Source organism: Calditrichota bacterium (genome assembly GCA_013112635.1).
Classification (GTDB): Bacteria; Calditrichota; Calditrichia; order Calditrichales; family J004; genus JABFGF01.
This window is the reverse complement of record JABFGF010000002.1, coordinates 696,288-711,276: the sequence shown is the minus strand read 5'-3', so window position 1 is coordinate 711,276 and position 14,989 is coordinate 696,288. Positions and strand designations below refer to the sequence as shown.

At 35.8% G+C, this 14,989-nt stretch carries 15 protein-coding genes; 12 read left to right on the top strand and 3 right to left on the bottom strand.

Translation table 11 applies throughout. From position 1 onward, the window contains the following. Position 1: 1 nt before the first annotated feature. Together HND50_08175 and HND50_08170 are read right to left on the bottom strand one after the other, a co-directional pair. On the bottom strand, positions 2 to 481 hold the full coding sequence (locus HND50_08175) for a TlpA family protein disulfide reductase (protein NOG45193.1): 480 nt from the start codon (positions 479 to 481) through the stop codon (positions 2 to 4). Between the two features lie 32 nt (positions 482 to 513). After that, positions 514 to 1,020, bottom strand: a complete 507-nt coding sequence (locus HND50_08170) for a TlpA family protein disulfide reductase (GenBank protein ID NOG45192.1) — start codon at positions 1,018 to 1,020, stop codon at positions 514 to 516. A gap of 214 nt (positions 1,021 to 1,234) precedes the next feature. Here HND50_08170 and glmM point away from each other — a divergent pair, with 214 nt between their 5' ends. The 12 genes from glmM (at position 1,235) to HND50_08110 (ending at position 13,752) form a co-directional block, all read left to right on the top strand. Continuing rightward, positions 1,235 to 2,587 carry a phosphoglucosamine mutase gene (glmM, locus tag HND50_08165; protein ID NOG45191.1) on the top strand — a complete coding sequence of 451 codons (1,353 nt, stop codon included), beginning with the start codon at positions 1,235 to 1,237 and terminating at the stop codon, positions 2,585 to 2,587. Positions 2,588 to 2,598: 11 nt separating this feature from the next. Next, positions 2,599 to 2,877 (top strand): EutN/CcmL family microcompartment protein, encoded by a 279-nt coding sequence (locus HND50_08160; protein ID NOG45190.1) that lies wholly within the window; start codon positions 2,599 to 2,601, stop codon positions 2,875 to 2,877. Positions 2,878 to 2,955: 78 nt separating this feature from the next. After that, positions 2,956 to 3,807 (top strand): deoxyribose-phosphate aldolase, encoded by an 852-nt coding sequence (gene deoC, locus HND50_08155; GenBank protein NOG45189.1) that lies wholly within the window; start codon positions 2,956 to 2,958, stop codon positions 3,805 to 3,807. Positions 3,808 to 3,816: 9 nt separating this feature from the next. Beyond that, positions 3,817 to 5,136, top strand: coding sequence for a thymidine phosphorylase (locus HND50_08150; GenBank protein NOG45188.1), 1,320 nt, complete (start codon positions 3,817 to 3,819; stop codon positions 5,134 to 5,136). A gap of 3 nt (positions 5,137 to 5,139) precedes the next feature. Next, positions 5,140 to 5,934 (top strand): ribosome small subunit-dependent GTPase A, encoded by a 795-nt coding sequence (gene rsgA / locus HND50_08145; protein NOG45187.1) that lies wholly within the window; start codon positions 5,140 to 5,142, stop codon positions 5,932 to 5,934. Positions 5,935 to 6,007: 73 nt separating this feature from the next. Then, positions 6,008 to 6,547 (top strand): winged helix-turn-helix transcriptional regulator, encoded by a 540-nt coding sequence (locus tag HND50_08140; protein ID NOG45186.1) that lies wholly within the window; start codon positions 6,008 to 6,010, stop codon positions 6,545 to 6,547. After that, a complete protein-coding gene (locus HND50_08135) occupies positions 6,540 to 7,760 on the top strand; it encodes a glycosyltransferase family 4 protein (protein NOG45185.1) in 1,221 nt (406 codons plus the stop codon). The genes HND50_08140 and HND50_08135 overlap by 8 nt, the downstream gene beginning before the upstream one ends. Beyond that, positions 7,757 to 9,094, top strand: a complete 1,338-nt coding sequence (locus HND50_08130; protein NOG45184.1) for a hypothetical protein — start codon at positions 7,757 to 7,759, stop codon at positions 9,092 to 9,094. The genes HND50_08135 and HND50_08130 overlap by 4 nt, the downstream gene beginning before the upstream one ends. A 7-nt stretch (positions 9,095 to 9,101) precedes the next feature. After that, positions 9,102 to 10,388, top strand: a complete 1,287-nt coding sequence (locus HND50_08125) for an oligosaccharide flippase family protein (protein NOG45183.1) — start codon at positions 9,102 to 9,104, stop codon at positions 10,386 to 10,388. Beyond that, positions 10,378 to 11,871 (top strand): asparagine synthase, encoded by a 1,494-nt coding sequence (locus HND50_08120; GenBank protein ID NOG45182.1) that lies wholly within the window; start codon positions 10,378 to 10,380, stop codon positions 11,869 to 11,871. Before HND50_08125 ends, HND50_08120 begins: the two co-directional genes overlap by 11 nt. After that, positions 11,868 to 12,821 carry a sulfotransferase gene (locus HND50_08115; GenBank protein NOG45181.1) on the top strand — a complete coding sequence of 318 codons (954 nt, stop codon included), beginning with the start codon at positions 11,868 to 11,870 and terminating at the stop codon, positions 12,819 to 12,821. The genes HND50_08120 and HND50_08115 overlap by 4 nt, the downstream gene beginning before the upstream one ends. Beyond that, positions 12,811 to 13,752 (top strand): GNAT family N-acetyltransferase, encoded by a 942-nt coding sequence (locus tag HND50_08110; protein ID NOG45180.1) that lies wholly within the window; start codon positions 12,811 to 12,813, stop codon positions 13,750 to 13,752. The genes HND50_08115 and HND50_08110 overlap by 11 nt, the downstream gene beginning before the upstream one ends. A 6-nt stretch (positions 13,753 to 13,758) precedes the next feature. Here HND50_08110 and HND50_08105 read toward each other — a convergent pair whose 3' ends face one another. Then, on the bottom strand, positions 13,759 to 14,979 hold the full coding sequence (locus HND50_08105; protein NOG45179.1) for a DUF5050 domain-containing protein: 1,221 nt from the start codon (positions 14,977 to 14,979) through the stop codon (positions 13,759 to 13,761). Positions 14,980 to 14,989 lie beyond the last annotated feature (10 nt).

Here is a 14,989-nt window from a genome sequence, read left to right as displayed (position 1 = left end):
TTTATTTTCCAAGAAGTTTCTCAATTTCCTCGATTAGTAGTTTTTCATCTCCCGGGCGAAACCCGATATGTGTATAAACAATTTCATTTTTTGAATTAACAATGTACAGGGTTGGGAAAGCTGTTACATTTAACTCTGTTGTAACTTCATTGTTAGGATCTCTCAATATGGGGTATTGTATTTTAAGAGTTTTTGCAAATGGTTTAACTTTTGCACTATTTCGTGGACTATCGGCATTGATCCCGACAATTTCTACCCCTTGCTCCTTATACTCATCATAAATTTTATTAAGCTTTGGGATGGCTTGAATGCAAGGTTTGCACCATGTTGCCCAAAAGTCAATAATTGTTAAGTTTTCACCACGCAAATCAGAAAAAGATTTAGAACGGTTATTTAAATCTTTCAATTTAAAGTTGTTGATTTGTGAACCGGCAAATAGAACCGTATGACCAATCAATAGAATGAACAGTATTTTTTTCAATTTTAACTCCCAGTTTTGAACGAACAGCACTTTTATTCTTCTTCTAATAACGCATCGATATTTGAACTTATCTCGCTTGATTTTACACCCTCTTTTTTATAAGCCACCCGGCCTTGCTTATCAACCAAAACAGAATAATCATAACTAACATTGTATTCACTTTGCAGAGCACTGGCATTTTTTAAAATAGGGTAGTTAACTCCGGTGGACCCAATAAAATCCAAAACTTGCGATCCCGAACCATCCCAAACATCCAGTCCAATTATTTGAACTTCCGAGTCATCATATTTATTGTCAATCGCAATTGTGCCTGGTGCATTTGCTTTACAGAGCGGGCAGGAATAACCCAGAAAAAATAAATAAACAACTTTTCCCTGGAAATCGGAGAGAGAAAGAGTTTCGTTATTCACTGTTGTCAATGTAAAATTTGTTGCCTCAGGCCGATCACTAATCAGACCTCCATTACCATCAGGTTCTGTTGAATTACTGCATGAAAGAGTTATTGTTAAAATCAAAAGCAGAGTACATATTTTTTTCATTTCAATCCTTCTTTAGTTCTCAAAATTCGTGTGCGATTATAAGAATAATTGCTCACGAAAAGTTCACATATTATTAAAATGTGGATTTATCAAAATTTATTTCCTAATAAACCAAGATTGAATAAATCGCCAATTAGCTTGAATTTAGGAGACTACAAGGGTATATTTTCCTCCTTGAAATTTTTTGTATTAATTCACATTTTTGGAGAATAATTTGTCAAGGTTAATGGTTTCTGTTTCGGGTGTTCGCGGAGAAGTGGGTTCTACTCTTACTCCTGGTGTAATTGAAAAATATACGCTTGCTTTTGGTACATTTATTAAGGGCGGCACTGTTATTGTTGGTCGTGATTCGCGGGTTTCCGGTCCATTTGTTTCAAATATCGTAAAGGGTTGTCTGGTTGCTGCCGGCTGTCGGGTAATTGACATTGGGATAGTCCCAACTCCTACTGTCCAGATGGCGATTGAACATCATAAAGCTTCAGGTGGCATTGCCATCACTGCCAGCCATAATCCAATCCAGTGGAACGGTTTAAAATTTATGGATCATAATGCCCGGTTTTTAAACCCGGAAGATGCGGCTAAAGTTTATGCCATGGGTGATAATCATGAATATGAATTGAAGGAATGGTCAGGGCTTGGGTCGGAAGAGATAGATGCAGATGCGAATAAACGTCACAATGAAGAAATTTTAAAACTTGATTATATTGATGCAGAGAAAATTCGTAATAAAAAATTTAAAGTAGTTTTAGATTGTGTAAACGGCGCCGGCGGTTTGATTGTACCGCAACTTTTGGAAGAGCTTGGTTGCGAAGTAAAGGTAATACATGGCGAGTCAAACGGAAAATTTGCCCATACGCCGGAGCCTTTACCGGAAAACTTAACCGATCTAAGAGAAACAGTTGTTAAAGAAAAAGCAGATGTTGGTTTTGCTGTTGATCCGGATGTTGACCGTTGCGCAATTGTTGACAATACAGGAATGCCAATCGGAGAAGAGTACACCTTGGCACTGGCGGTTAAACTGGTACTTTCACAAAAAATGGGCCGCGTTGCTGTAAATATGTCTACATCACGAGCATCCGAAGATATAGCCAATTATCATAATTGTATGTTTGTACGCAGCAAAGTTGGAGAAATTAATGTTGCAATGAAAATGTTGGAAATAGAAGCGGTTATCGGTGGTGAAGGAAATGGCGGAGTTATTTTACCAGAGCTTCATTTAGGACGCGACGCTCCTCTGGCGGTTGCTATGAGCTTGCAATATCTGGCAGAGTTCGATGGGACAATGCATGATTTGTTTTTATCTTTACCGCAATATAAAATGGTAAAAGAGAAAGTAAGTATTGAAGGTATGGACCCGGATAAAGTTTTAGCCAGCTTTGCAGATACCTACAAAGATGAGCAGATTAATTTGCTGGATGGTGTAAAAATTGATTTCGGTAATAAGTGGGTTCACCTCAGAAAATCGAATACTGAACCAATAGTTCGTGTAATGACTGAAGCGCCGGATGAAAAACAGGCACAAGACCTGGCCGATCGTTTTATGGGCGAAGTAAAAGCATTAATGTAGAAATATAATTTATGCAAATTTGTGAAGTAATTGGAAATGTAACATCAACCGTAAAAAACGATCATTTTATTGGAAAAAAAATAATGATTGTTCAGCCGCTTGATCTTGATGGTAACGCTGAAGGAAAAGATTACCTGGCTTTGGATACCGTTGATGCGGGGAAAGGAGACCGGGTTCTTGTAATGAAAGAAGGCGGTTCTGCTCAGATTGTTTTACAGGATAAGGAAATACCCGTCCAGGCACTTATTCTTGGAATTATTGACGATGTTGAGATTGCAGATAGCAAGTGAGTTTAAGATAATACGATAAGTTATTTTTAAAAGAGACATTTTTAAGATTTGATTTAAATATAAAATTTAGGGAAAGCCATGTCTACAATTACAACCGATATTATTGACAATATTATAAGCCAGGTTATAGCAGACTCCAGCATAACCGAGTGTCCAACCTGCTCTAAAAACCATTTAAGACCTTTCAGTTATGATGCTGCAAACGATTTGGTTTCGTTTGGCGCAAGTCGTGTTGGAGTGGTTGCTCCATCTTGCCCGCCAAAGTATGAAATGGCACGTTGGATAGATCACACCTTGTTGAAACCTGATGTTACACGCGAGGAGATTGAATTTATATGTGGTGAAGCAAAGGAACACACATTTGCATCAGTTTGTGTTAATCCGACTTGGGTTAACCTTTCTCATAAATTATTGCGCAACACAGATGTAAAAGTATGCACCGTAATTGGTTTTCCATTAGGCGCAACATTACCAGAAGTTAAATCAACTGAAACGCGCCAGGTTATTAGCCAGGGTGCGCAAGAAGTGGATATGGTGATAAACGTGGGTGCTTTAAAATCTGGAGATTTATCTTTGGTTGAGCATGATATCCGATCTGTTGTACGCGCTGCGGGACGTAAAATTGTTAAGGTAATTTTGGAAACATGCCTTTTGACAGATGAGGAAAAAGTAACTGCTTGTACAATTTCCAAAAGAGCCGGTGCAGATTTTGTAAAAACTTCTACCGGGTTTAGTACAGGTGGGGCAACTGTTACAGATGTAGCCCTGATGCGTAAAGTCGTTGGACATGCGATGGGTGTAAAAGCTAGTGGTGGTGTGCGAAGTTATGATGAAGCATGCAAAATGGTGGAAGCCGGCGCTACACGAATTGGAGCAAGTGCCAGCGTGGCGATTGTATCAAACGGAAAAGCCGCAAAAGGGGATTATTAAACCTAGATTATGACTGCATACGAAATAATTACTGATAAGCGTGATGGAAAAGAGCTTTCCAAAGACCAAATTAATTTCATGGTTAATGGTTTTACAGATGAAACCATACCCGCATATCAGGTTAGCTCTTTGTTAATGGCTATTTTCCTGAATGGAATGACCACAGATGAAATGCATTTTTTAACCCAGGCAATGTTGCACTCCGGTGAGGTTGTAAATCTTTCCAAAGTTGCCGGTATTAAAGTTGACAAACACAGCACGGGTGGTGTAGGAGATAAAGTTTCTATTATTCTTGCACCAATTGTTGCGGCAGCCGGAGTTCCGGTTCCAATGATTTCCGGACGCGGATTAGGGCACACAGGTGGTACGCTGGATAAATTACAAAGTATACCAGGTTTTAGGATTGATTATAATACGAGCGAATACGAAGAAATAATTAATGAAGTTGGTGTTTGCCTTATAGGGCAAACCGAAACGATTGCCCCTGCTGATAAAAAACTTTATGCCTTACGCGATGTTACGGCTACAGTTCAATCGATTCCCTTAATATGTGGTTCTATTATGAGCAAGAAGCTGGCCGAAGGAATAGATGCTTTGGTTCTTGATGTAAAAACAGGCCACGGTGCTTTTATGCAAGATTATGATAAATCTGTAGAACTGGCAAAAAATTTGATTGGTATTGGTGAAAAGGGTGGAAAGCAAACGGTAGCTTTTATTACCAATATGGATCAGCCCCTTGGTTTTACCGTTGGGAATTGGCTGGAAATAAAAGAATGCATTGATTGTTTAAAAGGAAATGGCCCGGATGATTTGATGGAATTAACACATAACCTGTGCGGGGCAATGATTTGGCTTGGTGGTAATGCGAATTCACTAGAAGAAGGAATTGCTGTTTCTCAACAAATGATCCAATCAGGAAAAGCGTGGGATAAATTTCTTGAGATAGTTGGTCGACAGGAAGGATGTATCGAAACAGTAAACCAACCGGAAAATTATCCTAAGGCAAAATATACACGATCAATTAATGCACAATCATCAGGTTTTGTGAGTGAAGTTAATTCTCTCGAGGTTGGATTAGCATCCGTTTCACTTGGCGCCGGACGTTTTCAATGGGATGATGAAATTGATCCTAAGGCCGGGATAGTTTTATCCAAGAAAATTGGGGATGATGTTACCAAAGGTGAAACGGTGATGACAATTTTTACAGACAAAGCAGAAGTTGTTGATTCTGTTGAAGAGAGACTTTTATCTGCTTTAAAAATTTCTAAAGTTAAACCTGAAGAAAAGAAACTGATATATACTTTTATGGATAAAAGCAGCCTTTCCTGATTTATGAAAAAGCTCACTAAAAGGCAGCAGCAACGAATTGACTATTTTGTGCGTGAAAAGCACAGCCGTAAAGAAAAAAATGAATTAATCCACAATAGAGAACTCCCCAAATTTGTAGAAAAGCACCTGCCGCTCGTTCGGCGCCTGTGCCGTAATATAGACCAATTACTAATTGTTGGTTCTTTTGTTTCCCCACCTTTAAAACCTGGTTTAATTGACCGTCTGCTTGTTATGGCAGAGATCGAAGAAATTGATGCTGTCATCTGCCTTAATAAAGCTGACCTTGTTGAAGATGCAACTGAAATAGAAGAAATGGTTGGCGTATATGAGAAAATAGGCTACACGGTTCTTGTTACTTCTGCAAAGACGGGATTGGGTATTAGCGCGTTGGAAAAACTAGTGCGTAATAAAAAATCTGCATTGGCCGGTCATTCCGGAGTGGGAAAAAGCAGCTTGCTAAATGCCATTGAACCTAATCTGGAAATTGATGTGGGCGATATCTCGGATTACAGTAACAAAGGAACTCACACCACTACCCAAGTTACTAAGTTTAAACTAGATGACAATACAGAACTTGTAGATTTGCCTGGAATGAAAAAAGTGGACTTTATTGACATCCACAAAGATGAGGCGCGTTTCTATTTTTCGGAATTTAATGACTTTGCAGAAGAATGCAAATTTAATGATTGCCTGCATTTAACAGAACACAAGTGTGCTGTAAAGAATGCTGTTGAAAGTGGAGAAATAGCTGAAATGCGTTATAAATCTTATCTCACATTTGTTGAATCCTTAGGTTAGGCTAAGCCAAAGTATTATTGACCTTCATCAAATCTGTTCTTATTTTGAGTAAAATAATTACTCAAAACCCAAAATGTTAAATACACTCATAACTTCTCGTACACGCATCCGGATTTTACTTAAGTTTTTTCTTAATCCCAAAACTAAGGGTTATCTGCGTCAGCTTGCAAACGAGTTTGGCGAGTCGACCAACAGCATTCGCGTAGAGCTTAATAAATTGACAGAAGCACAAATCCTCAGCTCTAAAAGCGAAGGCCGAAATAAAATTTATAACGCCAATATAACTCATCCGCTATTTGAAGAAATCCGCAGTATTGTACTTAAATCTACCGGAATTGATAAAGTTATCAGCAATATTATTAACAAGCTTGGGAAGATTGATCTGGCTTTTATCCGTGGGGATTATGCTGTTGGCAAAGACAGTGGTTTAATAGATTTGATCTTGATTGGACGAAGTCTGAATACGAAAGAGTTAGAGCGGGTGCAGAAAAAAACGGAAAAGCTGATCAGCAGAAAAATTAATGTTTTAGTATTGAACCCGGAAGAATATGACAAGCTTAAACAAAACTTTGAAAATGAACCGGTATTAACTCTTTTTGATAAAAATGAATAAAGATAAAGTAAAAGTTGGTATGATCCTCGAGCGGGATTTTCCCCCTGACGACCGCCCGGAAAAAGAAGCGCTTAGCTTGATAGCAGAGGGTTATGAAGTCCACATGTTGTGTTTCACCTGGCAGGACCGACCTACAAAAGAAAACTACAAAGGTATTAAAATTACTCGTTTTCCAATAAACCGGACATTATACAAAAAATTAAGCCCAACTTATCTTGCGTTTCCAATTTATAAATATGTCTGGAAACAGCATATTGAAAATTTTGTTAAGGATAACAATCTTGACATAATTCATATTCATGACTTACCCATGACCGATATAGTTCATCAGATGGCGCTAAAATACGGTTGCAAGGTTGTTTGTGATCAACATGAATATTGGAGCGATTGGATTGTAAAGACAGCGCATTATAATTCCATTCCCGGGAAAATAATTAAGGCACTTGGCAATTGGAAAAAGTACGAAAAACAAAACTTGAAAAAAGCTGACCTTGTAATAACCGTTACCGATCCGCTTAAAGAAAACTATATAACAGAAGTAGGAATCGATCCTCAAAAATTAATCACTGTCCCAAACACGCCGACCCGAACAATTTTTAGGAAGGAAAACGTTGATCCCGCAATTGTTGAAAAGTATAAAAATGATTTTGTGATTTTTTATGCCGGGGCAATGGATATTTTGCGGGGCCTTGATGTTGTAATTGATGCATTATCAAAATTGGAAAAACATATCCCGAATATAAAATTTTTAGTAGCCGGAAGGTTTAGCAATAGGTTTAACGCGATCGATATAGCCAAAGAAAAAGGGGTTGAGCACCTGCTGGAATATATCGGTTGGTTGGATGTTGAACAATTGCCATCCTATATCGCTGCTGCGAAAGTGTGCGTTTTTACACCACATGCCACTCGCGATGAAATCAACAAAACAATCGCCACCAAAATTTATCAGTACCTGGCAATGCACAAACCAATCATTACAAGCCAGGCAAAAATGATGCATGATTTTGTTGTTGATAACCAAATTGGTTTTGCCATTGACAGCGAAGATAAAAATGCATTTGCGGATTGCCTTATTGGCTTGGCGGAAAATTATGGGCAGAATTCAAAATCCATTGAGCAAAAAAGCAAGCAACTTATCGAAACTCAAAATATTTTTTGGGATCAGACTGTAAAAGATATGATCGAAGCCTATGCACGATTGGTGGCGTCATGAAGGAACGATTAAATCAAAATAAAATAGATTATGTTCTTTTTCATTTGCAGCATCATTTTGAGGTTGAGAGTTTTACTAACTTTCTTTGTTTTGAGGATGTGCCTAAAAAGAATAATGGTCCATTGATTGTTTTCCCGCTCTCAGATCAGCCGATAGCAAAAACTTTTTTTATCGAGGAAACAGCCGTTTTATTTCCAATTTCTGATGAAAAAGTATTTTATACTTTTGACACTAATGGAAATCTGATTTTTAAGCATGATCTGTTGAAATCAGCATTTTATTTGTTATCGGGCTATCAAGAGTTTTTACCATATAAAGGAGATCATCTTGGCCGGTTTACTTATAGTGAAAGCATCCAAAAAGAGTTAAACATTGCCGCCAATCCGTTGGTAAATGTTTATTTTGAAATAATTATAAATGCGGTTCATGAATTTTGTGAGCGTCATAAAATTAGTTTTAAAAAGAAATCATTCTGGCCAGAGAATAAGTTTGGACTTTTGCTAACCCACGACGTTGACCGTGTTGATAAGTGGACATTTATGGAAATAAAACGTCGCTTAAAAATGCTAATTCGTAGCGGATTTACTAAATACTGGAGTTATCTTCTTGAGGCTTTATCAAAATTTAAATCAGGAGAGAATCCCTATTGGAATTTTGATTGGATGAAGTCACTGGAAAAAAGACTGGGATTTAATTCGATCTGGTTTTTTTTACCACAAGGTCATAAACAGATCGATGCATATTATTCTTTTGATGAACCAAGAATTCAGAAATTAGCAAGATTATTTCAAAAAAACGGCGACGAAATTGCTCTGCACGGCACATTTAACTCCAGAGACAATAAAGGTATTATGCAGGAAAATTTAGACCAGGTTAAAGAATTGAGTGGTGCAGAAATTTTGGCCTCACGCCAACATTGGTTAAGTTTTAAATATCCTGAAACATTGCAAATTCTTGAGAAACTGGATGTTAAGTATGACAGCAGTTGGGGTTTTGCAGAAAGTTATGGTTGGCGTAACTCATATTGTCTTCCCTTCCATCCATATGATTTGGAAAATGATCGCATGATGAATATTTGGGAACTACCCTTGAATGCAATGGACGTCTCTTTTTTTCAATACTTAGGATTATCAAATCAGCAGGTCCAAAACGCATTTAAAGAAATGATTGCGACCTGCAAAAAATATAATGGATTATTTGTACTTCTATGGCATAATAGTTTTTTTGATGAGACAATTTATCCGGGACTCACAAAACTTTATGAAGAAATTTTGCAGGATATAAAAGGATCAGATCCCTTTTCAGTTTTACCAGCAAACATATTTCTTAATTGAAAAATCAATGAATATTTCACAAATAAAAAAATTTACAAAAACAGAATTTTTTAGGAATGTGGCCGTTCTTTTTTCCGGCTCCACCCTTGCACAGGCCATTCCGCTTTTAATCAGCCCCATTTTATCGCGCATTTATCTCCCGGCAGATTTTGGCGAGCAGTCCCTGTTTGTAAGTACCTATACGGTTTTAACTATTATAGCCTGTTTACGTTATGATGTAGCTATTATGTTACCAAAAAGGGAGCAACAGGCCAGGCAATTAGTTGTTTCAACGGTTTCATTATCATTTATATTTTCGATGATTGTCTTAATAATCATCTCACTGTTTTACAATCAGATTCTTGAAATTTTTAATTTATCAGGATCTGCTTATTGGCTATACCTCGTTTCGATCTCTATTTTTTTAAAGAACTTTATTCAGAGTAGTATCTATTTTCAAAACCGGAAGAAGAATTTCAAAATAGTTGCTAAAAGCAAAGTGTACCAAACATTAATGGCATCTACCGTTACACTTACTGCTGGTTTGCTTTGGAATCCGGGCAGCCTTGGTTTAATAGGAGGTAAGATTAGTGGGCTGTTGCAAAATTTTTCTTACTTTACCATCAAGCAATTTAGGGAGCTTCTTAAACGTGAAAATTATAACTTCAAACGTATAAGAGTTTTACTAAGAAGATATAAGTTCTTTCCTTACTTTAGCGTAGCAAACGGGTTTTTAAATACTCTCTCAGTTCAGTTGCCCGTATTTTTGTTATTGTCATTCTATGATACGGTTATTGCCGGTTTCTATGCTTTTGGGTATCGGTTGATTATAATGCCATTAAATCTCGTCAGCCAGTCAATCAAAGATGTCTATTTTCAAAAGATAACAGAATTTCACAATGAAAATAAACGCCTATGGCCAATTATTAGAAAAAGCTATCTGAGCCTTATTAAAATTGTTATTGCACCATTTCTCGCACTCTTTTTTCTAATCCCGCCATTATTTACAATTGTTTTTGGTGAAAATTGGACAACCTCCGGAGAATATATCCAAATAATATTGCCATGGTTGTTCATGTTATTTATTAATACACCAATGAACACAATACCTGCAATATTAAACAAACAACATTTCCTGCTTATTTATAATTTTTTCCTGGTAATTTTTCGGTTTGTGGGTTTGTACATTGGATATGCCATTTTTAATGATGCCTATATATCACTCCTTCTTTTTAGTGGTATTGGTGTAATATTTAATATCATATTTATAATAATTGTTTACTTCCTAACAAGAAAAAAATTAAATGAAAATTGAACTTAAAAATAACAAGGGTTTTGATTGGTTTCATTCAGAAAATCTGCATGCTAAGGGATATGCCTTTGTTGGGAATGAGCTTATTATAAATGATGCGTGGGTTTCCTATTTTGAGGATACAGAATCGAGCGAAGATTTTCATCGAAAGGTTTGCGAGTGTAACGGCTTTTTTGCGATTGTCTTAAAACTGGAAAAGGAAACATTAGTAGCTGTGGATCACATTCGTTCATTTCCTCTTTTTTATTCGCCGGAGTTGAATGTAGTTTCCGATATGGCGGAAAATTTAGTATCTAACTTTAAAGAATATCAAATAAATAAATCAGCTTCTCGAGAGTTTTTCTCGACAGGTTATGTAACAGATAAAGATACGTTAATTAATGGATTGTATCAGGCACAGGCTGGAGAAATTACCATAATCAATTCGGAGAGGATTCAGCGCAAAGTTTATTATGATCATATTCACATGACCGAAGAGGAGTTTAGCGAAGGGGAATACTTAAAAAAACTTAATTCTGTTTTTGTTAATACATTTACTCGTCTGCAAACACTTTATGCTGACAAAACAATCGTTATCTCCTTAAGTGGTGGATATGATTCTCGCATCCTTGCTTTTATGTGTAAGATTATGGGAATCAAAGATGTTATTTGTTTTACTTATGGCGCAAAAAACGATGATGATGTTATAAAAGCCCATTATATTGCAGGAAAACTTGGCTTTCCAATTCATTTTGTTAATTATTCAAAGGGTAGTCGTCAGTTATATCAATCACAGCTATCAAAAGACTATGATAGCTATGCATTCAACTATGTTTCGATTCCACATATCCAGGATTTTCAGGCACTAAACTACCTATTGGAGGAAAATAAAATTCCGCAAAACAGTGTAGTTATATCTGGGCATTGTGGGGACTTTATATCCGGCCGCCATTTGGAAAACATCATTACAAATAAGCAAAATCCAGCTCCAGAAGATATGGCTGATGAAATAATCAGACTTCAATATTCAATTTTTAAACTTACAAAGGAAGAGAAAAATGTATTTAAAAATAAGATTCTATCTTTAATACCAAAATCGAAAAGAATAGATTATGGTACTGTTTATGAAAATTGGATATGGAAAGAGCGAATGGCGAAATTTCTAGTTAACTCAATTCGCGCCTATGAATTTTTTGATTTAAAGTGGCACCTGCCTTTATGGGATAAAGAGTTAGCTGAGTTTTTTTTGGCATTGCCCAAAAAGTACAGACAGAATCAATCCTTATATAGAAAGTATATTGAAACACTTTTCCCTGATATTAAAATTAATATAAAAAAAGTCCCTAAGCTTTACTGGATGAGGGATATTAAGTTTAAAAGGTATTGTCTGCTTGAGTTGATTAGAATGTTAAAATTAAGTCTATATTTTAGTGATTTTACTAAACCAGATCGACGGACAATCCACAAGTTAAATTTAGTCCGTTTTATAAAATTTTTGGAAAAATGAAAAACTTTAAGATTGATTTATTATCAAAAATTGCAAAATATTCAGCTTTTGCATTAAAAGGTGCGGACTATTTTTTATCCAAACCTATTATTAATGATGAAAAAAAGATACTGTTTATAGTTGGAGTTCCAAGAAGTGGTTCTACAATTTTGTATCAGGTTTTAACAAACTATTTGGATGTTCTGTACTTTGATAATCTGGCACACCTTTTTAATAGAAACCTTCTTTTTGGTATGTGGCTTAGCAATAAAAAATTTAAAAGCGGACCTCATAACTGCTATCGTTCTATTCATGGAAGTACAATGGATTGGGGCTTACATGCGCCAAGTGAAGCTGGTCCATTTTGGAGGAGGATGTTGCCAGGGAAAGATCATTTTCTTACAAATGAAGAGATTGAAACGCTAAAATCAGAAAAAATTAAAAATAATTTGGATCCTTTGATGGCTAAATATCGAAAGCCATTGATAATTAAAAATCTTGTTTTAAGCCAAAGGTTAAAAATAGTAGCAAAATTATATCCACAGGCAAAAATTGTTTTTTTAAAACGGAATCCTTTGGATAATGCGAAATCAATTTATAAGGCACGCCAATCTTTGGCAGTTAAAAAAGGGGAGTGGTGGTCTGTAAAGCCAAAAAACTACAAAGATCTACTTGCCCTAGATGAACCGGAGCTTGTAGTAAAACAGATTTATTATATTGAAAAGCAAATTATGGAAGATTTATCTTTGTTTCCTGAAAAGAACATTTCATTTTTACAATATGATGAGTGTTTATCAGACGGGTTTAAGAAAACAGTCATAAATATAAAGGAAACTTTGGGGGCTGTAAATTTTAAAACTGATTACAAACAAATGGAAATTGAACCGAGGAAAAGTACAGAAGTTACTGAACTTTCCTCCAGGCTAAATGAGGAAATTGGCAAATTGGACTGGGTAAATTATGGCAACTAAAAAGGAACGTTATCAAAAATTTTGTCTGGAAAATGAGGTCCCAATTTTTATGAATCCATGGTGGTTGGATGCGGTTTGTGAAAATAATAAATGGGATTGTGTTCTTGTGGAAAAAGGTGGAAAAGTAATTGCAGCAATGCCATATATGCTAAAAAAGAAGGGCTTGTTTACTTTCATCGGGATGCCCAAATTAACTCCTTACCTCGGTCCTTGGGTTGTTTTTCAACCAAATCAGAACTATACAAAGCGTTTGAGCTATGAAAAGAAAACATATATTGAACTGATTAAGCAACTCCCAAAATTTGACAAATATAATCAAAGTTTTTATCCGTCATTTAAAAATTGGTTGCCTTTTTATTGGAAAAAATTTCAGCAAACTACACGGTATACATATACTATTGACACAGCTAAAAAGGAAGATGTGTTTAAAGAATTTCAAGATAAAACAAGATGGGAAATTAATAAAGCCTCAAAGCTTTTAAAAATTTATGTTCCAGATGACATTGATGATTTCTACAATCTAATCATACAAACTTTCAAACGCCAAAATATGCCCACCCCATATAGTTATTCATTTCTAAAAAAACTCGACGATATACTTGATCAACACAAAAGTAAAATGGTTTTGTTGGCAAAGGATACTAAAGGTTTTATTCATGCAGGTGTATATTTAATTTGGGATAATAATATGATTTACTATCTAATAGGCGGAAGTAATCCGGATTTTAGAAAAAGTGGTGCGGCATCAATGTTAATTTGGAAGGGAATTAAATATGCAATTGAGCATGATAAAATATTTAATTTTGAAGGAAGCATGCATGAGTCAATAGAGAAAAACTTTAGGGCATTCGGAGCCATCCAAACACCCTATTTTAAAATAACAAAATATAATTCATTTCTTTTGAAGCTTAAAAGGCTTTTTAACAAATAACAAAGATTACCAGCTAACTGGTCTTACGTAATCTTTGAACTGATCTGTAAAGGTGATTTGGGTTTTTTCTGTTCCATCACTTTTCATTCGAAAAACCTCGCGATCAAAATATGTAGGTCCCACAACTTGAACATAGATGATATAATTGTCATCTTCAGAAAATATTGGGTAAATGGCTTCACCGATGCTGCTAAAATCAAACGTTGTAATTGAGTTTGAATCTAAATCGATGATTTTTAAAGCATATTCATTTTCCAGTTTCTCGGAGAAAAGAAGTTTAGAACCATCTTTATTAAAAGAAGGAAAAGATGCATTTGTTAATCCAAACGTAACTTGTTCATTCATCGTACCATCGATTTTTACCTTATATATTTGAAAATTTCCTGTTATGTTCCCAGAATAATAAATCCAATCGGAAAACGGTTTTGGTACAGGTCTTTTTTTTGTTGACTCATCTTCAACAATTTTTTGAAAATCGGAGCCATCAATATTCATATGACCAATATCCCAGTATCCATTATCTTTTTTGTAGTCACAAACTATCCGATTCGTAGACTCCATATATCGAAAGAAGTTTACATGATTTGGAGTAGATCCGATTATTTCTGCTTTATTAGCTACAAAATCGAAACGGGCAATACTATTTATATCGTACCTGAAAATAAAAAAACTTCTATCTGTCGTCCATATAGGATATGTGCCAGCAGTAATTTCTTTAAATCCAGTCCCATCAATGTACATACTTAAAACCCGCCATTCATCGTATATTGTTTGCGCAGTATGATGCTGACCGACAAATAAAATTTGTTGTTTTAAATCTTTGTCTCCCCATGTTACTATAACCTTTAGGGTTCCAGTAGTTGGTTCAAGGTGTAGATAAACTGTAGTTGTTTGACTAGATAGAACAGATACTTCAGTGCTGCCATTGTAAATTATCTGATTCTCTTCATTAAGTGCCTCCACTGAAAGGAGCCATATACCGGCAATTAAATCGTCAACTTTTGCAACAGCTGCACTGTCATTCATTTCAAAATCAAAAAATATTGTATCGTGATCTGAGCGGGATAATGCCCCTCGCAGTTTAACCACTTCATTCGGGGCTTGGGTCATATCAATTGAAAAAGAAAGCTCACCTTTTGAGTTTGATGAATCATTATCTACTGGATTCTGATTCTCACATGAAACCAGAAAAAAAACAGTTATAAAACTTATTAGAAGTCTATACATTTTTTCCCCT

What these genes read in the sequence shown, in the direction of transcription:
- HND50_08170 (NOG45192.1), bottom strand. Translation starts at nt 1,020, where the DNA reads ATGAAAAAAATATGTACTCTGCTTTTGATTTTAACAATAACTCTTTCA.
- HND50_08160 (NOG45190.1), top strand. Translation starts at nt 2,599, where the DNA reads ATGCAAATTTGTGAAGTAATTGGAAATGTAACATCAACCGTAAAAAAC.
- deoC (NOG45189.1), top strand. Translation starts at nt 2,956, where the DNA reads ATGTCTACAATTACAACCGATATTATTGACAATATTATAAGCCAGGTT.
- HND50_08150 (NOG45188.1), top strand. Translation starts at nt 3,817, where the DNA reads ATGACTGCATACGAAATAATTACTGATAAGCGTGATGGAAAAGAGCTT.
- rsgA (NOG45187.1), top strand. Translation starts at nt 5,140, where the DNA reads ATGAAAAAGCTCACTAAAAGGCAGCAGCAACGAATTGACTATTTTGTG.
- HND50_08140 (NOG45186.1), top strand. Translation starts at nt 6,008, where the DNA reads ATGTTAAATACACTCATAACTTCTCGTACACGCATCCGGATTTTACTT.
- HND50_08135 (NOG45185.1), top strand. Translation starts at nt 6,540, where the DNA reads ATGAATAAAGATAAAGTAAAAGTTGGTATGATCCTCGAGCGGGATTTT.
- HND50_08130 (NOG45184.1), top strand. Translation starts at nt 7,757, where the DNA reads ATGAAGGAACGATTAAATCAAAATAAAATAGATTATGTTCTTTTTCAT.
- HND50_08125 (NOG45183.1), top strand. Translation starts at nt 9,102, where the DNA reads ATGAATATTTCACAAATAAAAAAATTTACAAAAACAGAATTTTTTAGG.
- HND50_08120 (NOG45182.1), top strand. Translation starts at nt 10,378, where the DNA reads ATGAAAATTGAACTTAAAAATAACAAGGGTTTTGATTGGTTTCATTCA.
- HND50_08115 (NOG45181.1), top strand. Translation starts at nt 11,868, where the DNA reads ATGAAAAACTTTAAGATTGATTTATTATCAAAAATTGCAAAATATTCA.
- HND50_08110 (NOG45180.1), top strand. Translation starts at nt 12,811, where the DNA reads ATGGCAACTAAAAAGGAACGTTATCAAAAATTTTGTCTGGAAAATGAG.
- HND50_08105 (NOG45179.1), bottom strand. Translation starts at nt 14,979, where the DNA reads ATGTATAGACTTCTAATAAGTTTTATAACTGTTTTTTTTCTGGTTTCA.